This window comes from Streptomyces sp. WAC 01529 (assembly GCF_003945545.1).
GTDB classification, from domain to species: Bacteria; Actinomycetota; Actinomycetes; order Streptomycetales; family Streptomycetaceae; genus Streptomyces; species Streptomyces anatolicus.
Genome location: NZ_CP029617.1, coordinates 8,155,225 through 8,180,401 on the forward strand (window position 1 = coordinate 8,155,225; position 25,177 = coordinate 8,180,401).

Annotated in this window: 21 protein-coding genes and 2 pseudogenes; 8 read left to right on the forward strand and 15 right to left on the reverse strand. The window is 70.3% G+C overall.

The features are described 5' to 3' along the window. The first annotated feature begins 366 nt into the window (after positions 1-366). The gene (locus tag DMA15_RS36920) at positions 367-513 is read left to right on the forward strand and encodes a hypothetical protein (RefSeq protein WP_164551908.1); all 147 of its coding nucleotides are present in this window, start codon (positions 367-369) and stop codon (positions 511-513) included. Between the two features lie 237 nt (positions 514-750). On the opposite strand, the gene DMA15_RS35915 is transcribed toward DMA15_RS36920, so the two are convergent. From DMA15_RS35915 to DMA15_RS35930, 4 genes are all read right to left on the reverse strand, one after another. Next, the gene (locus DMA15_RS35915; RefSeq protein ID WP_125516971.1) at positions 751-1,644 is read right to left on the reverse strand and encodes a lasso peptide biosynthesis B2 protein; all 894 of its coding nucleotides are present in this window, start codon (positions 1,642-1,644) and stop codon (positions 751-753) included. Next, positions 1,641-3,542, reverse strand: coding sequence for an albusnodin/ikarugamycin family macrolactam cyclase (locus DMA15_RS35920; protein WP_125516973.1), 1,902 nt, complete (start codon positions 3,540-3,542; stop codon positions 1,641-1,643). The genes DMA15_RS35915 and DMA15_RS35920 overlap by 4 nt, the downstream gene beginning before the upstream one ends. Positions 3,543-3,559: 17 nt before the next feature. Next, positions 3,560-3,763: a lasso RiPP family leader peptide-containing protein gene (locus tag DMA15_RS35925; protein WP_125516975.1), complete on the reverse strand. Its 204-nt coding sequence runs from the start codon at positions 3,761-3,763 to the stop codon at positions 3,560-3,562. A 394-nt stretch (positions 3,764-4,157) separates the two neighbouring features. Beyond that, positions 4,158-5,267, reverse strand: coding sequence for an ROK family protein (locus DMA15_RS35930; protein WP_206302899.1), 1,110 nt, complete (start codon positions 5,265-5,267; stop codon positions 4,158-4,160). 463 nt (positions 5,268-5,730) lie between these two features. Between DMA15_RS35930 and DMA15_RS35935 the strand changes: the two genes are divergently transcribed. Continuing rightward, positions 5,731-7,134 (forward strand): M28 family metallopeptidase, encoded by a 1,404-nt coding sequence (locus tag DMA15_RS35935; protein WP_125516979.1) that lies wholly within the window; start codon positions 5,731-5,733, stop codon positions 7,132-7,134. Here the strand turns inward: DMA15_RS35935 and DMA15_RS35940 are convergent. Next, positions 7,032-7,967, reverse strand: coding sequence for a helix-turn-helix transcriptional regulator (locus DMA15_RS35940; protein ID WP_125516981.1), 936 nt, complete (start codon positions 7,965-7,967; stop codon positions 7,032-7,034). The genes DMA15_RS35935 and DMA15_RS35940 overlap by 103 nt on opposite strands. Before the next feature lie 214 nt (positions 7,968-8,181). On the opposite strand from DMA15_RS35940, the gene DMA15_RS35945 reads away from it, so the two are divergent. After that, positions 8,182-8,973 carry an SDR family oxidoreductase gene (locus tag DMA15_RS35945; RefSeq protein WP_125516983.1) on the forward strand — a complete coding sequence of 264 codons (792 nt, stop codon included), beginning with the start codon at positions 8,182-8,184 and terminating at the stop codon, positions 8,971-8,973. Between the two features lie 92 nt (positions 8,974-9,065). On the opposite strand, the gene DMA15_RS35950 is transcribed toward DMA15_RS35945, so the two are convergent. The 5 genes and pseudogenes from DMA15_RS35950 to DMA15_RS35970 all read right to left on the reverse strand — a co-directional run bounded on the left by DMA15_RS35950 (position 9,066) and on the right by DMA15_RS35970 (position 13,611). Further along, positions 9,066-9,824 carry a hypothetical protein gene (locus DMA15_RS35950; RefSeq protein WP_125516985.1) on the reverse strand — a complete coding sequence of 253 codons (759 nt, stop codon included), beginning with the start codon at positions 9,822-9,824 and terminating at the stop codon, positions 9,066-9,068. A gap of 82 nt (positions 9,825-9,906) precedes the next feature. Continuing rightward, positions 9,907-11,175, reverse strand: coding sequence for a hypothetical protein (locus DMA15_RS35955; RefSeq protein ID WP_125516987.1), 1,269 nt, complete (start codon positions 11,173-11,175; stop codon positions 9,907-9,909). After that, the gene (locus DMA15_RS35960) at positions 11,172-11,543 is read right to left on the reverse strand and encodes a hypothetical protein (protein ID WP_125516988.1); all 372 of its coding nucleotides are present in this window, start codon (positions 11,541-11,543) and stop codon (positions 11,172-11,174) included. The genes DMA15_RS35955 and DMA15_RS35960 overlap by 4 nt, the downstream gene beginning before the upstream one ends. A gap of 1,324 nt (positions 11,544-12,867) precedes the next feature. Further along, positions 12,868-12,963, reverse strand: a pseudogene (locus DMA15_RS35965) (IS5/IS1182 family transposase); the annotation flags it as partial. Between the two features lie 18 nt (positions 12,964-12,981). Continuing rightward, positions 12,982-13,611: a hypothetical protein gene (locus DMA15_RS35970; RefSeq protein ID WP_125516990.1), complete on the reverse strand. Its 630-nt coding sequence runs from the start codon at positions 13,609-13,611 to the stop codon at positions 12,982-12,984. A gap of 469 nt (positions 13,612-14,080) precedes the next feature. Here DMA15_RS35970 and DMA15_RS35975 point away from each other — a divergent pair. Beyond that, positions 14,081-14,320: pseudogene (locus tag DMA15_RS35975) on the forward strand (transposase); the annotation flags it as partial. 139 nt (positions 14,321-14,459) lie between these two features. Here DMA15_RS35975 and DMA15_RS35980 read toward each other — a convergent pair. From DMA15_RS35980 to DMA15_RS35995, 4 genes are all read right to left on the reverse strand, one after another. Then, positions 14,460-15,626: a SagB/ThcOx family dehydrogenase gene (locus DMA15_RS35980; RefSeq protein WP_240660122.1), complete on the reverse strand. Its 1,167-nt coding sequence runs from the start codon at positions 15,624-15,626 to the stop codon at positions 14,460-14,462. A 48-nt stretch (positions 15,627-15,674) separates the two neighbouring features. After that, complete coding sequence (locus DMA15_RS35985; RefSeq protein WP_125516992.1) at positions 15,675-17,855, reverse strand: YcaO-like family protein; 2,181 nt, start codon at positions 17,853-17,855, stop codon at positions 15,675-15,677. A gap of 129 nt (positions 17,856-17,984) precedes the next feature. Next, complete coding sequence (locus DMA15_RS35990) at positions 17,985-18,143, reverse strand: azolemycin family RiPP peptide (RefSeq protein WP_125516994.1); 159 nt, start codon at positions 18,141-18,143, stop codon at positions 17,985-17,987. A gap of 311 nt (positions 18,144-18,454) precedes the next feature. After that, positions 18,455-19,207 carry a TetR/AcrR family transcriptional regulator gene (locus DMA15_RS35995; protein WP_125516996.1) on the reverse strand — a complete coding sequence of 251 codons (753 nt, stop codon included), beginning with the start codon at positions 19,205-19,207 and terminating at the stop codon, positions 18,455-18,457. A gap of 157 nt (positions 19,208-19,364) precedes the next feature. Between DMA15_RS35995 and DMA15_RS36000 the strand changes: the two genes are divergently transcribed. Both DMA15_RS36000 and DMA15_RS36005 read left to right on the forward strand, forming a co-directional pair. Further along, positions 19,365-20,396 (forward strand): medium chain dehydrogenase/reductase family protein, encoded by a 1,032-nt coding sequence (locus DMA15_RS36000; RefSeq protein ID WP_125516998.1) that lies wholly within the window; start codon positions 19,365-19,367, stop codon positions 20,394-20,396. Positions 20,397-20,487: 91 nt separating this feature from the next. Continuing rightward, complete coding sequence (locus tag DMA15_RS36005; protein WP_125517000.1) at positions 20,488-21,909, forward strand: carotenoid oxygenase family protein; 1,422 nt, start codon at positions 20,488-20,490, stop codon at positions 21,907-21,909. Positions 21,910-21,962: 53 nt separating this feature from the next. Here the strand turns inward: DMA15_RS36005 and DMA15_RS36010 are convergent, their stop codons facing one another. Further along, on the reverse strand, positions 21,963-22,736 hold the full coding sequence (locus DMA15_RS36010; RefSeq protein ID WP_240660123.1) for a MerR family transcriptional regulator: 774 nt from the start codon (positions 22,734-22,736) through the stop codon (positions 21,963-21,965). A gap of 145 nt (positions 22,737-22,881) precedes the next feature. Here DMA15_RS36010 and DMA15_RS36015 point away from each other — a divergent pair, with 145 nt between their 5' ends. Together DMA15_RS36015 and DMA15_RS36020 are read left to right on the forward strand one after the other, a co-directional pair. Next, complete coding sequence (locus DMA15_RS36015; RefSeq protein WP_206302900.1) at positions 22,882-24,393, forward strand: alpha/beta hydrolase; 1,512 nt, start codon at positions 22,882-22,884, stop codon at positions 24,391-24,393. Between the two features lie 158 nt (positions 24,394-24,551). Continuing rightward, a complete protein-coding gene (locus tag DMA15_RS36020) occupies positions 24,552-25,121 on the forward strand; it encodes a TetR/AcrR family transcriptional regulator (protein ID WP_125517002.1) in 570 nt (189 codons plus the stop codon). The last annotated feature ends 56 nt before the right edge of the window (positions 25,122-25,177 follow it).

Genomic DNA, 25,177 nt, shown 5'->3' on the forward strand with positions numbered 1-25,177 from the left:
GGCGCTGGGCGCGCCCCGGTGGGGGTCGGGGCGAAGGAAGGCTCACCGGCGGTTCGGCGGTGTGAGACGACCTGCCTCTCTGGTGTCCGCTGAGATGGTGTCAGGGGCAGAGAGCGGTCTCAATTTTCGGTTCACGTCGCGACGCCATTCATTGCCCGTTGTAAATGGGTGAATTGAAGTGCGACGTGGAGTGGATTCCCTCGGACTGGGGCTCATGAGGCACGTGGGGGCGCGGCAAAGGCCATTGTCTTGCGGCAGGTTGACGGCAACACTGTTCTTCACACGGAGTTGTTGCCACATTCCCGAATCGTCGGGCATCGGTGTCGACGCGTGCGGAAGGTGAGGTGAAGCAGAATGGGTATGAAGATGACGATGACCACCCGCTGTTCGGTCTCTGTGCGCTGGCAGCACGTGCGAGTGGTCATCATCGTCATGGTCCTCGTGTTCCTGAGTGTGATGACTCACGGAGACGGTGACATGACGCTGGTCGACGCGCTGTTGCCGCGCGTCTGAGGGGCGAGCAGGTCCCTCCAAAGGGGGCGGTTGCCGGGAGACCGGTGACCGCCCCCTTCACTTTGTCAGGCTAGCGCACAAAGTCTTGGCGTTGAAGGGGAATCCCCTCGAAATCTCCCCGGTGTTCTTGGAACTATCCGGTAGGGGTCCCGGCAGGCGTCAGGCGTATGCGAATTGAACACGGCAGCGGGAAGAGCCGTGGAGGGGCCCATTCCCGCAGCCGGTTTGACCAACAAATCAGCTCACGCAGAGAACCCTGCGGAATTCGCTGTTGCCGTACTCGTCAGGCGAGGCGATGGCGACTCCCTGCGCCTCCACCCACGCGTGGAAACGGTAGGGGTCGTCCGCCGTGCCGATGCACCACACCACCCGCCGGCCGGTCAGGGCCAGGGACCCGAGCGTGGCCAGGGACAACTCCAGGCAGGCGGCGCGTCCGGGGTACCACCGGGCTGCCCGCCGCACCGCCGCGAGGGCGGCTGAGGCCTGCTCCGGCGTGGCCTCCCGCCGGCACCAGGTGCGTGCGGTCCAGCCCACCGTACGGGAGACGGTTCTCAACGGCAGCCGGATGAGCAGCAGCGCGCCGAGGAGCACGACCAGGCTGAGTACCGCGGTCACGGCGCCGCGAAGGGAGCGGTCGCCTCCGTCCCGCACCGGTTCGGCCGACATGGTCATCTGGGCTGCGGCCAGGGGCACTTCGGTGACGGGCGGTACCTCGCCCACCGATGGGGCGTGCCCGGCGGATCCGCGACCGTCCGGTCGGCGGCCCGCGGTCGCCGGTGCCCGCTCCGCCGGGGGAGACGGAGCGTCGGCCGCCGGGTGCGGGTATGCGTGTTGTCCCGCCGCGGGGGGCGTAAGGCTCGGGGCGTGCGCGGCGAGGAGGCCACGGCTGATCAGGTCGTCGGCGAGGCGGCGGGCGTCCTTTCGGATCCGGTCGTGTTGCACGTCCGGGTAACGGCCGGCCACCACCACCACCGCGGAGTCGAAGTTCCCGCTGCGGTGCCATTCCCGCCAGAGTGCGTGAGCCATGGAGTTCATCGCGAAGCAGTGGCCGGACCGCACGTCCAGCAGCACGCTGCCACCGTGCGGCGAGGTGCTCTCGCGGACGTACTCGGACACGCTCAGCCGCGTCATGACCGCTCCTGCCCGCTGGCACCGGCCGTCAGCCACAGGTCCGCGCCGAGCAGGCGGTTGAGCGCCGGGAAGGGGGCGGCCAGACCCGCGACCGCCCGTTCGACCGAGGCGATCACCCGCAAGGGCTCGATGATTCCGAGGTCGGCCAGCGGGGATCGCAGGAGCCGTGCTCTGATCTGTGTCGCTGACCGGCGGACGCCGTGGTAGTTCTCGGCCGCGTAGTCGCCCTTGGTCCTGCGCCGCAGTACGGGGTCGGGGACCAGGCCGGTCAGCGCGGCCGCCAGCAGCGGCTTGGCGGCGAACGGGTCGATGCGGTGCGGCAAGGGGAGGCGGGTGCAGGCCCGTACGACCTCGCTGTCCAGGAAGGGCGCGTGCGGCCAGATGCCGGACGCGCGTGCTGTGGAGGTGAACTGAGCCTGCACGGCGGCGGAGGTGCGCAGCTCGCACAAGACTGCCCGGGTGCCTGGTGTCGCGGGCCCCGAAGGGGATACGAGGTCGGTCGATCGGGCACGCTCCTCGGCCAGTTCGGCCAGGTGCCGACGTGCGCGGGTGGTCAGCCAGACCGTCTCCGGCCCCGGGGCCGGCCACCAGGCCACCGCGTCCGCCCACTGCGGCGGATGGTCCAGGGGGTCGTCGAGATGGGAGGCGAGTCCGCTCATCGCCTGGTGCAGGGGAGTGCGGGCGAGGCATCTGGCGCGCAGGATGACGTCCGCCGGGGAGAGCTGACGTATGCGGGCCAGCGCGCGCCCGTCGCTGAGGAGTCGGCGCAGTCCGGCTGTGGCCGCGATGTCACCGAGGTAGGAAGGGGGAGCGGCCAGTAGTGCGTCGCCGCCCTCGCCGGTCAGGTGAATGCCGGGGCCGCCGCGCGCGATGTGGTCCAGCCGCAGCTGTTGTCGGGCGCCGATGACTGCCGCCGGGTCGGGCTGGTCCGCGGAGCCGTGCTCGGGCAGGCCGCTGTAGGGCAGGGAGTCCTCACTGCCACGGGTCACGGCGAGCCGGACCGATGGGGCATGCTCGGCGTGGGCCAGGGCGTGGGCGAGATCGCCTGCGGGGGCGTCGGGGTGGTGGTAGACGAAGGCGTCCAGGGGCGGCCGGCCGGTGGTGCGGGCGGCCAGGAAGGCCAGAGAGGTGGAGTCCAGGCCGCCGCTGAAGTCCGAGGTGATCCGTGGGGCGGTGTCGGTACGCAGGATGACGGCGCGTGTGAGCGCTGACCGTAACTGGGCCGCGCTGTCCTCGAACCGCGTGCCGGGGTCGGGGGCGAGGTCCTCGTACGTCCAAGGGGTGCAGTCGCCGGAGGGGGTGACTCTCAGCGCCTGGCCGCCACCGAGTCGGCGGATTCCGTCGTACGCCGTGCGCCCTTCCGTGAGTTCGGGAACCGCGGGGCAGACAATGTGCGCGGCGAGCGCGGCCGCGTCGGGCCGGGCGGCTGCTCCGGACAGGGCCGCCGCGGTCCTCGCCCGGGTGGACAGAACCGTGTTCTGGCCGTGGCGCCCGTAGTAGAGGGGAAACTGCCCCGCCGGGTCGGCATACGCGGTGAGGTGGCCGTCGTCCTGGAGCACGAGGAGCAGGTAGGCGCCGGGCCAATGGGTCAGGCGTTCCCAGCGGCCGTCCTGCACAGCCCGCCGCAGGTCATGACGCATCGTCGCTTCGTCGGCGAGGCACTGGCCGATGGCGGCCAGCCGGGCGTGTGCGCACTGCACGGTGCGGACCTCACCGGGGTGCCAGGGCCCCCAGGACCAGAGCAGGGGTTCGCCTGGCCACAGCCGTGTGGCTCCATGCGGCGCCGGGGCAGGTGCCGCCGACAGCAGCCCCGCGATGGTGGGCCCGTTGGTAGGGGGAAGGGCAGGAGACGGGCAGCGCGGGTCCGTGGCTGCGGCGGAGGCCGCGGGTCGGGGCATGACAGATGTCCGGAACGTCAGTAGTAGTACTGGGCATTGGCATCGGCGCTCCCGCTGGGGGAGCTGCCCAGAGCCACCTCACGGACATGACCCAGGTCGACCACCATCGGCGGTTCGTAGGCGGCCGGTTCCTCGCGGGACGGCACGGCCTCGGCCTTCACCGCTTGTCGCGGATATCCGAAATCCTCGTACGGGGATACGGCAATGGGCTCGTAAGTCATGAGGCCGCCTCGGGTCAGGGGCATCAGCTGCCCCGGGAAAGGGATCGGAACGGGAAAGCGTGCGCCGGCCGTCCCGGCGTCGTCGCGGTCCCAAAGTGTAGCGATTCTCCATCCGCTCCAGGTGCCGAACCGGCCCGCGATCGAAGGTGCTCCGGCCTGGCAGTTCCCGCCCTTGTTTCCTGGCGTCAGAAGGGTTTTCGGTCCCGCTGACGGGTCCGCTCACGGGAGGTCGACTCATTCGGACAACGGCGCTCACTCATTTGAACGAGCGCGGCGGTGTCACGGGGTCCGCGGCGCCATTTCGAAGAAGAGAGGGGCTTGCGCGGCACGCCGGCCGTCGAGTATCTCCGTGAGCGCCCGTGGCGGGTGAGATACGAGTTCGATAATCGAAGGTCTAGGTGTTGTTGGCCGCGTGCTCCATGCCGCGGAGTCCCAGGATCAAAGCGCCCTGCGCTTCGGCCCGGGTGTCCAGTTCGCTGAGGTCGAGGACGAACTCGGAGTCCTCGGCGACCGCGCCGGGCAGTGCGAAACGGCGCAAGGACTCCTTGCAGCCCTCCAGCAGCAGCGGACTCTGGGCGAGCTGGCCGCCGATGACGACGAGGTCGGGGTTGAGCAGGTTGCACAGCTGGGCCAGGGACTGCCCGAGGCATCGGCCGGCGTCGTGGATCACCCGCATGCAGACCGCGTCCTGTGCCTGGGCGGCTGTGATGACCTGTTCGAGCGTCTCTGGTGCGGGCAGGCTGTTGCGGGCCCGCGCGGCACGGACCTGCGCGATCAGCGCGTCGGCGCCGATCACCGTCTCCAGGCAGCCGCGTCCACCGCACTGGCAGACCGCGCCATGGGGGTCCACGGTGAGGTGACCCAGTTCCCCCGCCATGCCGCCGTGGCCCCGCAGCACGCTGTTGTGCACGATGATGCCGGCGCCGATACCCGTCGACGCCTTCACGTAGACCACCGTCTCGGCGTGTTCCCGTGTGCCGTAGGTCTGTTCGGCCAACGCGCCGAGGTTGGCGTCGTTGTCGATGAAAGCGCGCACGCCCAGCCACGTACCCAGGTCTTTCGCCGGGTCGTCGCCCGCCCGCCAGGGCGGGAGGATCGGCGGGGTGAAGCCGCCGGTGCGCGGGTTGATCATCCGGGGTACGGCGACGCCGAGGGAGAACACGTCGGAGCGGTGCCGCTCCGTTCCCTCGATCGCCTCATCGATCATCTGCTTGACCTCGGGCAGAGCCCGGGACCAGCCCCGGCTGACGCCCTCCGAGCTGACCCGCGAGGTCGCCCGGTCGAATTCCTTGTCGAGTCTGCGGGCGACCACGGTCATGTGGTTGAACCCGAGGTGCACGCCCACGCCGACATCGTTCACGGCCGAGAGGCAGACCTTGCCGCGCTGCTTGGTGGTGGGCACGAGGCTGACCTTCGCGAGTTCCTGGACCGCGGCCGAAACAGTGGCCTGGGAGAGCAGGGTGCGGTGTGCGATATCGGCCTGGGTGCCGGACTTGATCGCCACGGCGAGAAGGACCTTCCGGCGGTTGGCTGCCCGGGTGGGGCCGGCCGTAGGCAGCCGGCCCAAGAGATCGTCCGCGTTCGCCATTGGCCCCCCAGCCCCGGTATCCGCATCTCGATTTTTTAGATCGAAGAGCAAATAATACCAGCGGAGCCTTCAATTCGAACCGGCTTCGGCTTCGAATAATTGAGGCGCAGTGGGGTGACCGGTGGGGCTTCTGAGTGCCTCGATGTGCGTCGGCGATCTCTCTGGCGGCCCGAAATTGGCTGAAATTTTCTAGAGAAAGGCGCTGGCGTGAGCCTTCCTGGTCAGGTTGTTCTTCAATTGACAGAACGCGAAGACCCCGGCGGTGTACAGCATCCGCTGCCTGCGACCGTCCGGTGGCAACCCGTCTGCCTCGGTGACAGGCCGTCCCGCACCGCCCTCACCCTTGCGGCGAGTTGGAGTGTCCATGACGATGGGGCGCATGTCGCAGCAGACGGGCTCTTCCCGGCGTACGGTCCTGACCGCGGCCGCGGCCGCCACCACGGCCGGAGCCGTCGGCCTGCAGACGGGCCCCGCCACCGCGCGCGACGGCGGGCGGCCCACGGCCCAGGAACCGCCGCGCGAACTGCGCGCCCTCCTGCGGGAGATCGACCACCGGCGCATCGAGGCGACGGTGCGGCGGCTCGCCGCGTTCGGAACCCGGCACACCCTGTCTTCGCAGGACGACCCCGTACGCGGCATCGGCGCCGCACGCGACTGGATCCTCGCCGAGCTGCGGCGCCACGCGCGACGCTCGGGCGGGCGGATGACCGTCGAGCTCCAGTCGTACGTCCAGGAACCGGGTCCGCGCATCCCCACTCCAACGAGGATCACCAACGTCGTGGCCACACTGCGCGGTTCGGCCTCCCCCGACCGCTTGTATGTCGTCTCCGGGCACTACGACTCGCGCGCCAGTGACGTCATGGACTTCACGAGCGACGCGCCAGGAGCCGACGACGATGCCTCCGGGGTCGCGCTCGTCATGGAGCTCGCGCGCGTCATGGCGCCCCGGCGCATCGGCGCGACGCTCGTATTCGCGGCCGTCGCCGGCGAGGAACAGGGGCTGTTCGGTGCCGCGCACATGGCGGAGCGGTTCAAGCAGCGCAAGGCCGATGTCCAGGGGATGTTCACCAATGACATCGTCGGCAGCTCCACCGCCGACGACGGCACCCGCGACCCGCGGACGATCCGCCTCTTCGCGGAGGGCGTCCCCTCGTCAGAAACACCGGAGGAGGCCGCCGTCCGACGTGCCGTGGGCGGCGAGAACGACTCGCCGGCACGCCAACTCGCCCGCTTCGTAGAGGATGTGGCCGCGAACGACGCGACGGGGATGCGGGTACGCGTCGTCCACCGCCGCGACCGCTACCTGCGCGGCGGAGACCACATCCCCTTCCTCGAACGCGCCTACCCCGCGGCCCGGTTCACCGAGCCCGCCGAGGACTTCGCCCACCAGCACCAGGACGTGCGCGTGGTGGACGGCAAGCAGTACGGAGACCTGCCGGAGTTCTGCGACTTCCCGTTCCTCGCCCGCGTCGCCCGCGTCAACGCCGCGACCCTGTGGAGCCTCGCCCAGGCCCCCGGCACCCCGCGCGGCGCGAAGATCCTCACCGCCGCGCTGACCAACGAGACCGAGCTGGTGTGGGAGCGCGGCACCGAGGCCGACCTCACCGGATACGAAGTCGTGTGGCGCGAGACCACCGACACCGACTGGACCCATGTGATCGACGTCGGCGACGCCACCCGTCACACCGTCGACCTGTCCAAGGACAACGTCTTCTTCGGCGTACGCGCGGTGGGCCGCTCCGGCCTGCGCAGCCCCGTGGCGTTCCCCGCGCCGCAACGCTGAGGCGCCCCGAGACCGGCGAGGGCTGAGCTGGACGGCGTGCCCTCTTCGGCCGCGTACGTGACCAGACACTGGTCGCCCTCGTCCGGCAGGCGCAGCGTCTCGCGGCGCAGGGTCAGCTCACCAGCCGTGGGGTGACGCAGCCGCTCGATGCCGTAGGCGTGCTCGCCCACATGGTGCTCCGCCCACAGCGCGCGGAAGTCCTCGCTGCGCACCGAGAGTTCACCGAGCAGATCGCACAGCCGGTCATCACAGGAGTACCGGCCCAGGTCCATGCGCAGGGCCGCGACGGTACCGCGCGCGCTCTCCTCCCACGCCTCGCGGTCCGGGTACAAGCCGCGCACGGCCGGGTCGAGGAAGACCAGCCAGGCCGCGTTGCGCTGCCCGGCCGGCAGGGCCTCGAAGTCGGTGAACAGCGCCCGGGCCGCCGCGTTGGAGGCCAGGATGTCCAGTCGGCGGCCCAGCACATACGCGGGCACCTCGCCGAGCGCCGTGAGCAGGACCCGCACACCCGGCCTGACCGGCTGCGGAACGGGAGGTGTCGAAGCCGGGTGGCGCAGGGCGCGGATGAGATGGCCCAGGTGCGCACGTTCTGCCTCGTCCAGGCGCAGGGCCCTGGCAACGGCGTCGAGAACGCTGTCGGAGACGTTGTGGGTGCGGCCCTGCTCGAGCCGTATGTAGTAGTCAACGCTCACCCCCGCCAGGTCCGCCAGCTCCTCACGGCGCAGACCGGGCACACGTCGGCGGCCGCCGAACGGGCGTACGCCGAGATCCTCCGGCCCCAGCCGGGCGCGGCGGGAGCGGAGGAACGCGGAGAGCTCGGTGCGAAAGTCCATGGATCAAGTGTCCGTCACAGGGTGGTTCTGCCGGACCCAGGGTCGAGCCGAACCCTGGGTAGGCGAGCGGATCTCCCGCAGAGTCACTACCGCAAGACACCACGGGACCCGCAAGAGACCGCGGCGACCCGCACCGTCTTGCAGGCCTCATGCACAAGACACAAAGGACCTCACATCCAACACGGTCCGCACCACGCACCTTCGGGAGACCACCATGACCATCACCACCGAGCAGACCACCTCCCTCACCCGCCCCCTCACCGGCCGGATCGCCGTCGTCACCGGAGCCTCCAGCGGCATCGGCGAGGCCACCGCGCACAAACTGGCCGCCCGAGGTGCGCACGTCGCCCTGCTCGCCCGGCGTGCCGATCGCCTGGACGAGCACGTGGCCCGGATCGAGGCGGCCGGAGGCACCGCCCTCGCCCTGCCGACCGACGTGACCGACCCCGCCTCGCTCACCGCGGCCGCCGCCGGCATTCACGCCCGCCTCGGCCGCGTCGACCTCGTGGTCAACAACGCAGGACTCGCCCTGCCCGACCTCCTGGGCGGGGCCGCGGGCGACAACTGGCAGCGGATGATCGACGTGAACGTCACCGGCGCGTTCGCGGTCGTGGAGACGTTCGTCCCCGACCTGCTCGCGGCGGCGGCCGAACGGGGCCACGCGGACCTGGTGAACATCTCCTCCGCGGCCGCCCAGTCCGTCCTGCCCGGCTTCGCCGCGTACGCCGCCTCCAAGGCCGCCTTCAGCCACCTCTCCCGCAATCTGCGGGCGCAGCTCAGCCCCGCCGACGTACGCGTGACGAACATCGAACCCGGCACTGTCGACACCGAGTTGCGCGACCACATCGACGAACCGGCCATCAGCGCCGCCGTCCAGGAGGCCGTGGCCTCCATCGAGGGCCTTCCCTCCGGGAGCGACATCGCCGAGCTGATCGCCTTCGCCGTCGAGCGCCCGCGCCACCTCAACCTGCCCCAGATCTCCGTGCTGCCCACACGGGAAGCATAGTCAGGGGGACCCCCGCACCCCACGGAGTGCCGACTTCGAGGGGTGCCCCGCCGCTGCGGCGCGAACGCGCATACTTCCTCGCCAACTGGCTGTCACTCCGGCAGGCACGCGGCCACTCCGTCGCTTCCGCCGGTGCTGAAGGCGTTGATGCGCTGCTCGGCGTCGCCGTGGTCCCGGGAGTTGGTCCAGGGCGTGTCGTCGGCCAGCTCCGTGAGTGCCGCGCCCAGCTCGTCCGAGTCGCCGTCCTCGAACTGCAGGTCGGCGGAGCCGTAGAGGGCCGCTCCCGCCAGACAGTCGGCCTGGAGTTCGGCGGCTTCGACGGCCAGCCCGTCCACGCGGTTCTGCACGGCGTGGGCCCACTCGTGAGCGATCACCAGGTAGATCCACGCATCGCCCTTCTCGTAGCCCTTGCTCATCAGCGCGGCATCCCATGCGATGAAGTCATCGGTCGTGCAGTAGAAGGCGTTGTCGGGTACGGCCGGCTCGCCACCACAGCTCGGGGCCTCGGCTGTGCCGGGTATATACGTGCCGAACACCGTCGGCGACGTGTAGGCGCCGGTGAAGTGGTCATTCCAATGCGCGCTCCAGAAGTTGTCCACCACGGCGACGGCGTCCTCGGCCTCGGATTCCCAGCCCTTGTCCGGTGTCTGCCCACCATGGGGCGGGTCGACCGCGGCTTTTGTGGGCTCGGGCGGCTCGAACGACTCCGTTGTCTCCGAGCCGTCCTGAGTGCCTTTCCCCAGATCGCCCTCCGCGGAGCCGCCGCCCCCGCAGCCTCCCGCGAGGAGGACCGCGGAGGCAGTCAGAGCAAGGGGCCAACTGCGGTATGGCACACGTGGTTTGCGGGCCATTTTCCGGTCTCCGTTCCCCGGCCCGGGCCATCTGCCTCCACCCGGCCAGTCTGCTCGCTGCTTTCGGTTCAAAGAGCGGGATTCAGGTGAAGGCGACGGCTGTCAGAGCCGTTGAAGCCAGCACGCCGACGGCCGGCCACCACAGCCATCGGCGACGACCGCCGGCGAAGGCGGCCACAGTCAGGATCTGGGCGACCACCGCCACGGCCGTGGCCGCGGAGAGCAGGAGTGAGCGGCGTCCCGCCTGCTCGGCGAGGTCCACTTGACGGTTCTGTTCGGCCCGGGCGGCCCCCAGCTTCTTCGGCTCCCTGCTCAGCGCGGTGACCGTCGTCATGTCGACACGGTCTTCTGCTACGGGAACCCGCCCCATGTACTTCGCGATGCTCCGGATCTGCACCGCGATGGTGCCTTCCACGGCGGCCATCACACGTTCGTGCCGGGCGTCGGAGGGACTGATTCCGGTGTCCCACACGGCCAGTTCACGCGCGAGGGCACCAGCCTCCGCAGCCAGGGCCGTCCGCAGGCCCTCAGTCAGAAAGGCGGTACGCAGACCGTGGGCCTCGATGGAGGCGCTCAGCCTGACGGCGCTGCGAGCGGCCTCGGCCTGGGCCCGCTGTTCGCCGCCCGCCGCGAGTATCTGCCCCAGAGGCAGCAGCAGTGGCAGCACGCAGGCCAGGAGATTGAACAGGGCGCTGCGCCGGTGGCCCGCCGAGGCGGTGGCGGGCTGAGGAATGATCTCCAGCCGTCTGAGCACCCTACGGCCGGATGCCGTGGGGGTTCGTTGCCAGCGCCGCGGCCTGAGGACATTGGCCGCGCACATGGCCACGAGCACGGCCAGGGTTCCTCCGGCGGCGGAGGCCGTGCCCCAGGCGGCCCACCGGTCGCCGTCGCGCATCTGGGCGTCCGGGGTCAGCCCGTACAGCCCGGGGGAGCGTTGTTGCACATCCGCCAGGCGCTGCGGCAGGTCATAGCCGAGATCCTTGTAACGGTAGGCCCCATTGCCGAGCAGGTGGTCGCGTCTGGCCGAGCGGGGCAGGTGGAAGGCGGTCTGCGCGGCCAGGGTGTACTCGGATGCCGCGAGTCTCCCTTCGTTCCTGATGGGCCGCAGCCCGTCGGCCCGGGCCTCGGCGGCGGCCACTCTCATCGCTTGGGGGCCCTCATCGGCGTAGACCGCGCGAATGTCCTCGACCATGGCCGCCTGCCGCCTGATCTCCTGTCGCATCGCGTCCTGGTAGGCACCGGACGACTGGCTGAACTGCCAGGTGGCGAGCAGGGTCGCACCGACGATGATCGCGATGAGGGCGATCTGGAGCCGGATGCGCAGGCTGAAGCGGGACGGTCGGCCGGTCACAGCGACTGCCTGTCGTAGGCGATTTGCGCGCCCTTTACGTCGGTGAGCGTGAGGACGTCGCCGGAGACCGACCAGCCGTGACGCTCTGGAGAGCGTTCGGCGGGCTGGTCGGTGTAGTCACCCGCAGGGTCGCCGGGGTCCTGACGGGACTTGGTGGCAGTCGTGGGGTTCAGGAAGAGCCGGTCGCCCTCGACGCGGGCCGTCCCCTGGGCGACGAAAGTGATCTGGACGTCGTCTCCGTCCGTGTTCGGATAGAAGAGCAGGCCGACGTACTTGTACCGCCCGTCTGCCGTGAAGCGGTAGGCGATGGTGCCCGAGCCACCGTCGGGGCGGCTCTCCCAGACTCCCACCAGGGTGGCCGGCAGCACAGCTTCACTTGCCTCGTTCTGCTGCGCCGCGGTGGTAGTCGCCGGTTCTGGGACCGATGGGGTCACGCCGCCGCTTTCCGGCTCGGGAGCCGCTGTGGTCGACGCTCTACTGGAGGTAGCGGTCGCGGAGTCGGCCGGGTCGGACGAGGAGCAGGCCACGGCACCTCTGAGGAGCAGCACGGCAACGAGCGCCCCGACCGGTCCGGGCATCTGGAAGTGCTCTGGCACGGCGAAGTCCCCCGAATCTTCATGCTCCGCTGGTCCAGCACATCGCAACGCACGTGCCTGTTCGGGCTCCCGTTTCCGGTGGGCTGGGTGACGTTGTCAAGAGGTCACGAAAAGATCTTCGGTCGTTCTGTGAAGAGTTCCGCAACAGACTTTATGGATTCGCGCCCCGTGGCACCCCGGGGGGCATCCCTAGGGTTTTCGGGCACGCTACCGGACACCTGCGGGGCGGGGCTACCACTCGCAAGGAACACCCATGTATCCCGTAAAGCGATCAGTGAAGGCACGTTTCTTCAGTGAAAGATATAGACGCTCAGTAAGCGACTGTCCTTGAGGTCTTGCAGGGTCTAGTCTTGGAATGCGTTCAAGGGGAGATCTTCGGGGGAGTTATGGCCAATGATTCAGGCGGTGTGCCGGAGGCGCAGCAGGGCACCTTCAGTCGAGCCTGGTCAGAGCATCCGGCAACGATACTGGCCGCTGTCATCGGCGCTCTCGCAGTCCTGGTAGCCGCCCTATTCCCACTCCTCACCGCGGAAGACTCCGGTGGAGATGGAGCGGCCAACGGGTCTGGCCCCACAGCCCCCGTGCCGCCTTCTGACTCCTCCAGCGGACACCAGCCGGAACCAACGGTTGACCGGACGAAGTCATCGGGGCCTGAGCCGCCGATCAAGTCGTCACCGCCCTCAGCGGCCAAGCCGCACTGGAAAGGGCCGATCAAGATTCCGGTAAACCTCAATTCCGTTTCCGATACGGGAGCTGAGCTCGACAGTGATGAACCGGGAAGCCTCGTGGGCGTCGACGATGACTTGCGGGGGGATTACTCTACGACTCCAGCGGTACTGGTGATGACTGGACGCGCCGCGGAAATAGGTAAGCCCTTAGATAAGATCACCAAAGAGATGTGCGAGCAGAGGACTCCCGTCAAACCCGGCGACCCGATGGGAATCACGGCTTACCGTACGGGAACGTATTGCTTCGCCACATCCGAAGGGAGCATCGCGGCATTCTCGGTGACATCTCCGCCGAGCATCCAAGATATTCCCAGCGAACTTACGATCCAGGTGGCCCTATGGAAATAGTGGCGCCTTTACTGATCGTTTCAGAATGCGGTTCGGAGGCGGCGGAGGCATATGAGGCTGCAAGGCAGTTCGAGCAGGCCCTGGTGGAGGTCGGCGCGTCGCTCGTAGCGGGTGCGGGCCGTGGCGCACGCCTCCTACGGGCGGGGGAGCGGTGCCAGTTCGGCGTGGGTGACGGTGTAGCCGCCCTTGACGACGGGGGCGTACGGGGCCGGGGCCATACAGGTGCCGACCTCGGCGTCCTCACTGTTCGGCAGCAGGTTCACCCCGTTCCACGAGAAGCCCACCCGATCGGCCTTGCCGCCCTTTCCGCCGTCGTACACGCTCAGTCCGACGCGCTTGCCGAGCGAGCCGGTCTCCTCGTGGCTGACCTTCGTGATGAGGGCCGTGACCGTCGCCGTGTTCGGGCCGGTGACCAGGCACTCCACTTGGCCCTCGGAGGTATAGGTGACGTTCTGGTCAGCCGAGTGGTGCGAGATGCGTACCGTCCCCCGCGCGTCGACGGGCAGCCCCGTGGGAATCTTGGGCCGCGGGATGCTGTACGGGGCGGCCACCGCGTCGAAGCTGAAGGAGCGTACATCGTTGTCGCTCAGGTACGGCAGTACGAAGTCCCCGCTGCCGACAATCCGCGCCGCGCCCGGCCGGCGGTGGTCCGTGCGCTGCTCGGCGGACGAGGCGGTGGACGAGGTGCACAGGGTGAGCCCGGCCACCAGGGCCGCGATGGTAGCGGTGGCGGTGCGCCGAGCAGACAGTGGCAGCGAAGCCATGACGATCTCCTTTTCTGCGAAGGGGAGTTGACTGGAGGAACGCGACCCATCCTTCGCTTTGACAGCCGCCCGGTCGTCATCTCAAGGCCGCAAGATCGATGCCGCCTAATCGCCCGCGCGGCTGACCAGACGTCAGCCGAGAGTCGCACAGGGTGGATCACCGCCGGCCGCAGGTGTTCGCGGATCAGTTGTCGCGCTGGCGCCGCCCAGGCCCCGGCTCAAGTGAGGCACTACGAAGACACCGTCCGTAGGAAGGACGGGATCCTGCTGCACGCCGACCGGACCCTGTCCTTCGCCGGGCGGCTGGTGAGCGGCGGGCCACCGTTGGCCCGGCACCCTCGTCACGGTCTCGCGCCAGGCAGCTGACGGACACCGGAGTCGTCGGTTCGGGGCGCTCCAACTGGTCGCTTCAGGATGAGTTGCGTCGCGAGTCTTGCGCGCGACGATCGTGGTCGGAAGGGTGTCCGGGATGCGTGCTGATCTTGTTCCTGACGACCTGTGGGAGCAGGTGGCCCCGTTGCTGCCGCCTCCTCCCGAACGGCGCCATCGCCACCCTGGGCGGCTGCGCGTTCCCGACCGAGTGGCGCTCGCCGGCGTCATGTACGTGCTGCGGACCGGTGTCGCGTGGCGCGATGTCCCCGCAGAGACCGTGGGCTGCTCCGGCGTGACCGCCTGGCGCTGGCTGCGGGACTGGACCGAGGCAGGCCTCATTCTGAAACGATCAGTTAGACGGTGTCCTACGAGGTCGTCATGCGATCGTGCGCCCGGCGCGGGAAGTTCGTGGTGACCGCGCGAGGGACGAGGGGACATGCTCAAGGCCAGAGGGGTCCCCACACTCACCGTCGGCATCAAGATGATCGGGGGCCCACTGGGCGACCCGCGATGTCGCGGTCCGGACCGGGAATGCCCAGGGCCAGGTTGCCGACATGGAGCAACCCGTCGTGATGGCACTTGAGGAAGGCGATCTGGTTCGCGGGGCGCATGGTGCCGGTGGGGCACGCGCCCAGGCCGAGGTCGGTCGCCGTGAGGCACAGCGTCTGCAACAGGCACCCGGCGTCTCGGTAGATGAGGCTCAGCGCCAGGCCCTCGTACTTCCAGCCGGTGCGGGCGGCGTGCGAGGCGAGCAGGAGGCTCGCGGGCGGCGGATGCTCCATGTAGGCCGGCATGGTCACCGTGGTGTTCAGTACGGCCGCCAGCTCGTCGTCCCAGGGGGCCAGCCGGTTCAGGGTGTGGTCGAACGGGTCGTAGTGGTAGGCGCCGGGAGTCAGCCCGGAGACCTTCCGGGCGATCACGTACGTCTCCACGCTGTGCCGTCCGCCGCCGGACGGAGACGGACGCTGTGTCTGCTGGAACCCGAGGGGGCCCAAGGGGCCCCGGACACGGGCCGAGCGGGCGAGGAACACAGCGAGGTGGCCGAGGGGCAGCGGTGAGGACGCGAAGTCGCGGATGCTGCGCCGCTCGGTCAGCACCTCGCGCAGCGGGCGGCTGGGCAGCTCATCGGAGTCGGTGAGGCGGACGGTCTCTGTCGAGTCGGGGTGCCGCAACCGGGCCGGGGGCGGGGAGCCTTGCTGCGTGTTCGCGGCGGGACCGTGTCCGGCCCGGGCATGTGCGGCGAGTTCGTAGGGCGTCAACCCTTGGGGCGCCTGGACGGTATGGGCCGAGGAGCGGATGATCCCGGCCGCGGAGAGCTGGTCCAAGGCCCGCTGGGTCGCCGCGAGTTCGGCCTCGCCGTTCCCTTCGCCGTTCGGGGCGGACCCGCCCCATCGCGCGTGGATCTCCTCGGTCGTGAGCGGCCGGTCCAGCGCGTTGAGGAGCGCCAGCAGCCGGGGGCGGGCTGTGAACCTGCGCCACCGGCGGCAGTCGACGAGGACGGGCCCCGCCTCGTCCTGCCATTCCAGGAGCAGGTCGGGACTGCGGCGGTAGTGCACGGGGCCGGACGGGCTTCCGCCGTCGGCACCGCTCCCGCCCGCGCTGCGCGTAGGGGGTGCGGGGGCTTCTGCGGCACGGGGCTTCACGGTTCTCGACGCCTCTCCGTAGGTCGTCACAGGAAGGTCTGTGGGCCGTCACAGGAAGGGCAGCGGCAGCGGATTGAGCTGTGCCTCCGTCAGCGCTGTATCGCGTACGCCCATGGCGAGCGGCGCCTGGAACACCCTTGGCCCGCCGCGGCGGTGGAAGTCGCTGCGCAGAGTGATCGGGCACAGTCCGGGCACGACCGTTCTGACGACCGTCACCCCGCACTCGGCCACGTCGATCGGAGTGATGTCCACGGCGATCGCCTCGTGTCCTCGCGCCGCGAGTCGCCGCGTGGCCTCCGTGACGTCGGCGGGCAGCCCGGGGGAGGGGCGCCGGGCCGCGACGGGGCGCAGCGGCCCCTCGTCCCAGAACGCCAGGTGCGTGAGCCGGTGGGGCGCCCAGTAGAAGAGGGAGAAGTCCTTCAGTGTGGTCAGCACCTCGTCCGGTTCGGGGATCGTCTCCCCCGCGTCGAGGTTCTCCTGCCACAGCCGGGCGCCCGCCCAGCCCAGGCAGCCCTCTTCCAGGGCGCCGAGCAGGGCCGCGTGCGGGTCCAGGTCGGCGCGCGCGGAGTGGGTGACCACGGGCCGCCGTTCGGTGTGCCGGAGGAAGCGCACGCCGACCACCGGAATTCCCAGGTCGGTGGTCAGGTCCTTGGCGGTGACCGTCACGCCCTGGGCGCGCATGCGCTCGACGATGCGCCGGGCCGGACCTTCCGGCAGCCCGTCCAGGTCGAGGGTGGGCAGGACGAGCCGGTTCTCCCAGAAGATCACGGACGCGTCCCTCTCGACGGCCTCCATCAGACCGCCGTGCACCGCGTGGTGGTAACTGCCGCCCGCCGCGAGGCCGGTGGAGATCGGGTCGTACCAGGCGCGATGGCCGGGCGGGAAGCGGTAGGGCAGATAGACGGCGCAGGCGGGGACGTACCGGGTGTGGCCGGTGAGCAGGGACCGGCCAGGCACCCAGTCGATCTCCGCGTCCGGGTCGCACGGGGCCAAGCGGGTGTGGCGGGCGTACTCCGCCGCCGAACCCAGGGGCAGCGTGCGGGGATCGACCGCCTCGCTGCCCAGGGCGGTGGCGGAGGCGCGCACCAGGCTCTCCGGGTCGTAGACACCCGCCGCATACCGTTCCAGGGTCTCGCCCACGGCACACACGCGGGCCGTCACCGGGTCGTTCTTGACCGCCCCGCCTCGCGCCTCGGCCGTGACGGGCGAGAACCAGTGCGTCTTCGTCATCCCGGCCGTACGGGCGTAGGTCGCCTTCCCGATGGCCTCGTCCTGCTCGTCCACCAGCAGGCGGAGCACCATTCCGGTGAGGGTGTCCACCGCGCCGCGCATCCGCTCCCAACTGAGCGTGTTGTCGATCTCCGTGGGTTCGTCCTCGCGCCGGGGCGGCACGGCGTGTGCGGCGCAGGCGGGGCACCCCGGCAGGTGGAACAGGTCGTGTTCGGTGCGGGCCAGGGAGCCGTGCTCGATTTCGGTCAGTCTCACGCGGCTCTGCGTGATCTCGTCTTCCGGCGTCTTTCCGCTTTCCGCCGCCTCGTCCTCTCCGTGCCGGGTTCCGGTACCCAGCAGGGTGAGCACTTCGTGGGCGAGCAGCCCGGAGGCGACCGCCGTGCTCGGCCATCCGCCGGAGTCCGACGCGCCGAAGAGGACGGTCAGGGGAAGACCGGCGATGGGCTGCCAGATGTGGTTGGCGCGGAGCCGGCGCACCAGGCACACCGGACAGGGCGTGTGCGGCGGCCGGAGAGTGGCGTGGAAGAACCGGGTCGGGGTATCGAGGTAGGTGACCAGGGGCGTCCCGGCTTCCAGCGCGGAAGCGACCCGGCGCACCAGTTGCTCCTCGGGGAGCGAGAGCGGCAGAACCGCGGCGGCCACCGGCGACGTCCGGTCATCGGCCACCGTCGGCACGCCCGCGCGCTCCAGCAGCGCGCTGACCTCGCCGCCCAACCCTTGGCGGGCGACGGCGACCGGTCGGCCCGCGCGGAGCGCGGTCATCTCTCCGTACAACGGGTGGACGGACTGCCCCTGTTGATGCGCGAGCCCGCGCGAGCGCAGGCCGCGCACCACCCGTTCCGGAACGGCGTCCGCCCGCACGGCCTCGCTGCCGGTCCCGGGAGCGGGCACCCGGACGGGGACACGCAGGGTTCCGGTGCTCGCGCAGACGTAGAGGTGGTCGCCGCGCGGGACCAGGCTTACGTCGGGACGCAGCTCGGTGGGGGCATGGGCATCCATGGGGCGGCCTTCCGGGAGAGGTGAGGAGACAACGCCCGGTTCCGCGCCGGGCCGGGCGCCCGCGACCAGGCGCCGCGGTGCGCGAAGCGCCCCTGACCGCCTGTCACGCGCGGTCAGGGGCGCGGGGCCTCAGGAGCCTCCGGACGTGGGAGTCAGCACGTCCATGGAGTGCGGGGCCGCCCAGGACAGACAGCTGTGTCCCGCGAACGCCTCCTCGGACTCCGGAATCGCCATTTCCTCGAACAACGCATCTCCGTCGATCTCGACGGGCTGCTTTGTCTGCTGCATTATTTCCGCCCTTTCGCTCGCGTGTCTCTTTCCCTTTTGGTTGAGCACTCCACAGAGAAACCGCCACAGGGGCGGTTTCTCTGTTCCATTGCAAGATGTCGAGTGCGGCAATACAAGAGCATGGTGAAATAACCCACCCAGCAGGTGATTTGGAGGCTTCCGGGGCGCGTGATGGGGTGGCACAGAACGCGGCGCATCCGCCCCCGAGCCACCTGGGAGGCGCGGAAGGCTCGGGGGCCTACGCGAATGGGCCGGTGGCCCATTCGTCAAGGGTCAGCGCGACCGGGAGACCGGGGGGACCGGCAAACAGGTCAGGCCGGCGCGAGCAGTCCTTCCAGCTCCGCTTCGAAGAAGGCCTCCGCGTCGAAGCCCATCCCGGTGAAGTGGCCCGCCAGTTCGAGCGAGAGCACGCCGTGCAGTCGGGTCCAGAAGGAGAGGGCGCGGTGGAGCTGGGCGGGCGTGGCCGGGTGCTCGCCCGCCCACTGCCCGTGCGCCTTGATGTGGCGGTCGAAGGGCTGGTCGTCGACCTCGGCCGAGGTGCGGGCCGGGAGCTTCGCGCAGGCGTCGAGCAGTGCCGCCATGATCTCGGACGCGATCCCGGTGACGTCGTCCGGGGCGTGGTAGCCGGGCACGGGAGTGCCGAAGACGAGGAAGTACCGGTGGGGGTCGGCTCGCGCCCACCGGCGCATGGCGTGGGCGAGGCTCGCGAGGTCGGCGCCGGAGGCCGTGCCGGTGCCGTCCTCGGCGTCGCCACGCCCGTTGTCGGCGTCGGCGCGGAAGGTGTCGGCCAAGTCGCGGTAGGCGTCCCGGATGAGTTCGGTGATCAACTCGTCACGGCTGCCGAAGTAGCGGTAGAGCGCCGGTCCGCTCATCCCCATCCGCTTGGCGATCGCGTTCAGTGACAGCGCCGAGGCACCCGCGTCGGCGATCTGCTCCCACGCCCGCTCTTTGATCTCGGCGCGTACCTGCGTCCGGTACCGCTCGCGAGGCGAACCGGCGCCGGGCGCGGTCCGTGTCCCCGCGCCTTTCCGCCCTGCCGTGCCCGTCCCGCCGGTCTCGGACATGCCGCCTCACCTGTTCTTCCCTTGCCCTTAGCCGCCCGCATCCCTGATGCCTTGACGCTGGAGTTAGAGGCTATCACTCAATCCCTTGACGACTTCTTTCGTTAGTTATAGCTTCTAACTGAAGCGGCAAGCGCTAGGGAAAGTTAGGGGCCGTAAAATGGATGCTACGGAGCTGGTCGAGGTCGTGCTGCCGGGGCGCGTCGAGCCGGAGGGGCTGGAGTTGCGGCGCGGCCCCCTGCCGACCGCGGGGGCCGGACAGGTGGTCGTCGAGATGGAGGCGATTGGCGTCTCCTTCGCCGAGCAGCAGATGCGCCGAGGCCGCTACTACGACCAGCCGCCGTTCCCGTTCGTCCCCGGCTACGACCTCGTCGGTACGGTGCTGGCGGCCGGCCCCGGTGCCGCGCCCTCGCTCGTCGGCAAGCGGGTCGCCGCCCTGACCAAGACCGGCGGCTGGGCCAGCCACGTCCTGCTGGACGCGGCGGACGTCGTCGAGGTGCCCGGGGGAGTGGGCGCCGCGGAGGCGGAGACCGCGGTGGTGAACGGCATCACCGCCTGGCAGATGCTGCACCGCAAGGCCCGGGTCCGCGCCGGCCAGACGGTGCTGGTGCACGGGGCGAACGGCGGGGTCGGCTCGCTCCTGGTCCAGCTGGCCCTCGCCGCCGGCGCGCGCGTGATCGGCACGGCGTCCGCCCGCCACCACGAGGCGCTGCGACGGCTCGGCGTCCGGACGATCGACTACCGGACCGAGGATGTGCCGCGCCGGGTCGGGGAGTTGGCCCCGGGAGGTGTGGACGCGGTCTTCGACCATGTGGGCGGGCGCAGCGTCATCGACTCGTGGGGGCTGCTCGCTCCCGGCGGCACGCTCGTCTCGTACGGCACCGCGGCCACCCGCGACGACACCGGGTCCAAGCAGTGGCCCGTGCTCAAGATCCTCGGCCGGGTGTGGCTGTGGAACGGCCTGCCCAACGGGCGTCACGCGTACTTCTTCAACGTCTGGGCGGGGCGCGCCTTCGGCAAGGACCGCTTCCGGGCCCGGCTGCGCGCCGACCTCGGCGAGGTGTTCGCCGCGCTCGAACGCGGTGAGATCACCGCGAGCGTCGCCGCCGAACTGCCCCTGGCCCGCGTCGCCGACGCCATGAGGCTCGCCGAGTCCGGCACGGTCAGCGGCAAGGTCGTCCTCACCCCCTGACCGACACCGGCCGCCGGCGGGCCCCACGCGCGGCGACCGGCGAACACGCACCCCCAGCGGACCCATCCACGCCACAAGGAGAACCGAGGCGATGACCGACACCAATACCGCCGCAGGCGCAGGCATCGGTACCGGAGCCCACGCCAAGACCAGTACCGATACCGGCGCCGACCCCCACCAACTGCCCTACCTGACAGGCCATTTCGCCCCTGTCCCCGACGAGGTCACCGCATGGGGCCTGACCGTCCGAGGTGCCCTCCCGCCCGAGCTGTCGGGCCGCTACTTCCGCAACGGGCACAACCCCGGACCCGGCCAGAAGCCCACCCACTGGTTCCGCGGCGCGGGCATGCTCCACGGTGTGCGTCTCGGCGGGGGCCGCGCCGAGTGGTACCGCAACCGCTGGGTCCGCACCCCCGCCCTGGAGGGTGCTCCGCTGGTCCGCGACGACGGCACCATGGACCTCACCGCCGGCGTCGCGGGCACCCACGTCATCGAGCACGCGGGCCGCATCCTCGCCCTGCAAGAGGCCAACCTGCCCTTCGAGGTGGGCCCCGAGCTCGACACGCTCGGCGCGTACGACTTCCGGGGCGGACTCACGACCGCCATGACGGCACACCCCAAGGAGGACCCGGAGACCGGCGAACTGCACTTCTTCGGCTACTCGCCCCTCGCGCCGTACCTGACGTACTACGTCGCCGACGCGCAAGGGGAGTTGATAAGAAGCCGGGTCGTGCCCGGTGCGGGCCCCACGCTGATGCACGACTTCGGCCTCACCGCGCACCACACCGTCTGGCTCGACCTGCCGGTCGTCTTCGACGCCGAGGAGCACTCCGGGATCCCGTACCGCTGGAGCGACACGTACCGGCCGCGGATCGGCGTGATGCCGCGCGATGGATCCGCCGAGCCCACCTGGTACGAGGTGGAGGCCGGCGCGATGATCCATGTGACCAACGCCTACGAGGACGCGGCGGGAAGGATCGTCGTGGAGGGCCCCCGCTACGACCGGTCGTCCTGGGAGAGCAGCTGGAAGTGGTGGACCGGCGCCCCCGGTCACCCGCCCGTGCCCGTCGTCGGCTCGATGCGGCACCGCTGGGTCCTGGACCCGGCCACCGGGACCGCCCGTGAGGAGCGGCTCGACTCCCTCGTCACCGAGTTCGCCACGATCAACGAGGCGTTGACCGGCTCGGCGCACCGCTACACGTACACCGTCGCCTTCCCCGGCGCGGGTCTGGAACGGTACGCGCTGGTCAAGTACGACGCGCTGACCGGGCAGCGGCAGATCGCGGACGCCGGGCCCGGGCGGATGTACGGCGAGCCGTACTTCGTACCGGCGGCCGAGGGGACGGCCGAGGACGACGGATACCTCATGACCCTCGTCAGCGATCTCGCCCGGGACGCCTCCGAACTCCTCATCCTGAGCGCGCGGGACATCACCCGGCCACCGGTCGCCGCGGTCGAACTGCCGCGCCGCGTCCCGGCGGGCATCCACGGCTCATGGATCCCCGACGCCTGAGCCGCGAGCCGCGCCCGCCGGGCCTCTCCGCCGAAGCGGGCCGAGGCACCGGTTCACCCCCGGGCGTCCTTGCTATCGCCCTCCGTGATGTCGTCCTCGAAGAGGATCGCGTGGACGCGTCGCAGCACGTCGAGGTGGGCGCGGTTGTGGAACTCGAGCAGCGCGTGCACGACGACCGACTCGGCGACCGCCGTTTCCCGGCGCGAGGAGACCCCCAGGTCGGCCAAGCCGGGGTGATCCCTGTGCTGTTGGCGGACCTCAGGCGCCATCCGCTCCGCCAGTCGCTGCCGCACTTCCTCGGGAGCGTCCTCGTCGAGCGCCGCGAAGTCCGCTTCCAGAGTTCCGCGAGGGCCCGAGAGCTGTTCCCGGAGGGCTGCCATCGCCTCGGGTGTGAGGATGCTGGAGTAGGCCAGCAGCAGGGACCGCTGGGCCTCGGGCAGGTCGTCGGCGAGCGTCCTGAACTCCGGGGGCATGTCCAGCGCGGCCCGGTTCCCCATGACGGCCGCCAGTTCCCGCCGCATCCGCTGCTTGCGTGCGATGTCCGCCGCGAGTTCGACGTCCAGGTGCCTAAGGATGCGCAGCGCCTTCTCGTCGCCACTCTCGACCAGGGGGACGTCCGCGAGGGCCACGCCGAGGTCGGTCATTCTGCGGATGCGCAGCAGGCGGACCAGATGGCTTACTCCGTACTGCTTGTAGCCGTTGGGCGCTCGTTCCGGCTCTTCCAGCAGGCCGAGGTCGTGGTAGTGCCGGACGGTCTTGGTCGTCGTGCCCGCGAGTTCCGCCAGCTGACGCGTACTCCACGCCACCAGAAGCCCTTTCTCCAGCATCGGTCCCGGCGCTCATTCAAAACCGTGCCCCTGCGGCACGGTCAACCACCGACGGGTTCCCCACCGACCGGTGTTGACCATGCCCCTGGGGCACGGAGTGGGATGGCCTCGACCACGACCCCGGACCGGTATGCGGAGACTGGACATGAAACGACAAGGCAGTGTCGGCCAGAGCCTGGCCCTCGTGGCGGTTCTCGGCCTGGGCGGCTCGCCGGCCCCCGTGCCCGCCGCCGCCGAGGAGCCGAGGACGCCGCAGGTGGAGTGGGGCCAGTGCCCCGACGACGTCGTGGCCGAAGCCGCTCCGACCGCGTTGCGGTGCGCCACCGTGCCCGTACCGCTGGACTACGCCGACCCGGAGGGCGAGCAGATCGACCTCACCGTCTCCCGGCTGGCCGCCGCCGACCCGGACAAGAGGCGCGGCGTCCTCATGCTCAACCCGGGCGGCCCCGGCGGGTCCGGACTTGCGCTCTCCGCGCTGCTGGTGGCCCATGGCCTGCCCAGCAGCGTCACCGAGCGCTACGACCTGATCGGCATGGACACCCGCGGGACCGGTCATTCCACACCCGTCAGCTGCGGCTTCACCACGGACAGCCCGTACTACTCCAACATCCCGCCCTACGCGGTCGACGACGCCGCGGTCACCGCGCAGGCGAAGGTCGCCGAGCGGGCGGCCGAGCAGTGCGCGGACAACGACCACGACGGCCGACTGCGTCACCTCACCACCGCGAACACCGCCCGCGACCTGGACCGGATCAGGGCCGCGCTCGGCGAGGAGAAGACCAGCTACCTGGGTTACTCCTACGGCACCGCACTGGGCGCCGCCTACGCGTCGATGTTCCCCGAGCACGCCGACCGGATCGTGCTCGACAGCAACATCGGGGACACCCACCTTGACCGCGACGGCCTGCGCCGCTACGCGCTAGGCACGGCACAGACCCTGCCGCACTTCGCGAAGTGGGCCGCCCGCCGGCACGACAGCTACGGCCTGGGCCGCACGCCCCACCAGGTCCGCGCGTCCTACCTCACCATCGCCGGCACCCTCGACAAGGCGCCGGTCGCGGGGATCGACGGCGGTCTCTTCCGGCTTCTGACATTCGGCCACCTGTTCAAAAAGACGCAGTACCCCCAACTGGCACAGACCTGGCAGGCGATCCTCGAAGGCGACGAGACGGCGCTCCGCGGCCTGCCGGCCGCCCAGGAGGAAGCGGCGGACGGGGCGCCGTCGCCGACCGACAACGCCCTCACCGTATTTCTCTCCGTCACCTGCAACGACGTCGAGTGGCCCGAGGACGTCAACACCTACCGGCGGGGCGTCGCCGAGGACCGCGAACGCTACCCGCTGTTCGGTGCGGCCACCGCCAACATCACCCCGTGCGCCTTCTGGCCGCACGCCCCCGCCGAACCTCCGGTGAAGATCGGTACCGAAGGTCCGCGGAACGTGCTGCTCCTGCAGAACCGGCGGGACGCGTCGACCCCGCACCGGGGCGGGAAGATGCTGCGCGAGAAGTTCGGCGACCGCGCCCGGCTGGTCAGCGTCGATGACAGCGGGCACGGCGTCTACGTCCTGGGCAACAACTCCTGCGCGCTGAACACCACCACGCGCTACCTCGTCGAGGGCGAGATGCAGGTGAAGGACGTGTTCTGCCGCGCGGACTGACCACCGGATCCCCACCAGTGCTCACGCCGCCCGTACGTCCCGAACCCGATGTTCCGCGAACCGGAAGGGCTCCTCGCGGTCACCGGACCGTCCCGTTTGCCTATAGGGCATAGGTAGATGCATGCTAGCCATAGGCATACCGAGAGAGGGTGATGGTTATGGTTCGGGCAGGACTGAGCCCGGAGCGGCTGACGCTCGCCGGTGCGGAACTCGCCGATGAGGCCGGATTCGGCCAGGTGACTCTGTCCGCGCTCGCCCGGCGCTTCGACGTGAAGCCGGCGAGCCTGTACGCGCACGTGAAGAACTCCCACGATCTCAAGACCCGGATCGCGCTGTTCGCGCTGGAAGAGCTCGCCGACCGGGTCGCCGACGCCGTGGCCGGGCGCGCGGGGAAGGACGCCCTGACGGCCTTCGCGAACGCCTACCGGGACTACGCCCGGGCGCACCCCGGCCGGTACGAAGCAGCCCGCTACCGGCTCGACCCGCAGACCGCCGCGGCCAGCGCCGGCGTCCGGCACGCGCAGATGACACGGGCGCTCCTGCGCGGCTACGACCTGGCCGAGCCGGACCAGACGCACGCGGTCCGCATGCTGGGCAGCGTCTTCCACGGCTACGCCTCCCTGGAGGCAGCCGGTGGCTTCGACCACACGGACATCGCCGCGCAGCAGTCCTGGGCCTGGACCCTGGACTGCCTCGACACCGCATTGCGGAGCCGGTCCGCCTCCTGACCGGTCGCGTCACCCGCGACGGGTTCTCAGTAACCGGCCCTGCACACCTCCACCCC

Bases quoted from the DNA above. Each gene is read 5' to 3' on its own strand.
- DMA15_RS36010 (WP_240660123.1), bottom strand. From the start codon at position 22,736: ATGCTGGAGAAAGGGCTTCTGGTGGCGTGGAGTACGCGTCAGCTGGCG.
- DMA15_RS36005 (WP_125517000.1), top strand. From the start codon at position 20,488: ATGACCGACACCAATACCGCCGCAGGCGCAGGCATCGGTACCGGAGCC.
- DMA15_RS36920 (WP_164551908.1), top strand. From the start codon at position 367: ATGACGATGACCACCCGCTGTTCGGTCTCTGTGCGCTGGCAGCACGTG.
- DMA15_RS36020 (WP_125517002.1), top strand. From the start codon at position 24,552: ATGGTTCGGGCAGGACTGAGCCCGGAGCGGCTGACGCTCGCCGGTGCG.
- DMA15_RS35950 (WP_125516985.1), bottom strand. From the start codon at position 9,824: ATGGCCCGCAAACCACGTGTGCCATACCGCAGTTGGCCCCTTGCTCTG.
- DMA15_RS36015 (WP_206302900.1), top strand. From the start codon at position 22,882: ATGAAACGACAAGGCAGTGTCGGCCAGAGCCTGGCCCTCGTGGCGGTT.
- DMA15_RS35995 (WP_125516996.1), bottom strand. From the start codon at position 19,207: ATGTCCGAGACCGGCGGGACGGGCACGGCAGGGCGGAAAGGCGCGGGG.
- DMA15_RS35985 (WP_125516992.1), bottom strand. From the start codon at position 17,855: ATGGATGCCCATGCCCCCACCGAGCTGCGTCCCGACGTAAGCCTGGTC.
- DMA15_RS35945 (WP_125516983.1), top strand. From the start codon at position 8,182: ATGACCATCACCACCGAGCAGACCACCTCCCTCACCCGCCCCCTCACC.
- DMA15_RS35990 (WP_125516994.1), bottom strand. From the start codon at position 18,143: ATGCAGCAGACAAAGCAGCCCGTCGAGATCGACGGAGATGCGTTGTTC.
- DMA15_RS36000 (WP_125516998.1), top strand. From the start codon at position 19,365: ATGGATGCTACGGAGCTGGTCGAGGTCGTGCTGCCGGGGCGCGTCGAG.
- DMA15_RS35935 (WP_125516979.1), top strand. From the start codon at position 5,731: ATGTCGCAGCAGACGGGCTCTTCCCGGCGTACGGTCCTGACCGCGGCC.
- DMA15_RS35970 (WP_125516990.1), bottom strand. From the start codon at position 13,611: ATGGCTTCGCTGCCACTGTCTGCTCGGCGCACCGCCACCGCTACCATC.
- DMA15_RS35920 (WP_125516973.1), bottom strand. From the start codon at position 3,542: ATGCCCCGACCCGCGGCCTCCGCCGCAGCCACGGACCCGCGCTGCCCG.
- DMA15_RS35915 (WP_125516971.1), bottom strand. From the start codon at position 1,644: ATGACGCGGCTGAGCGTGTCCGAGTACGTCCGCGAGAGCACCTCGCCG.
- DMA15_RS35940 (WP_125516981.1), bottom strand. From the start codon at position 7,967: ATGGACTTTCGCACCGAGCTCTCCGCGTTCCTCCGCTCCCGCCGCGCC.
- DMA15_RS35925 (WP_125516975.1), bottom strand. From the start codon at position 3,763: ATGACTTACGAGCCCATTGCCGTATCCCCGTACGAGGATTTCGGATAT.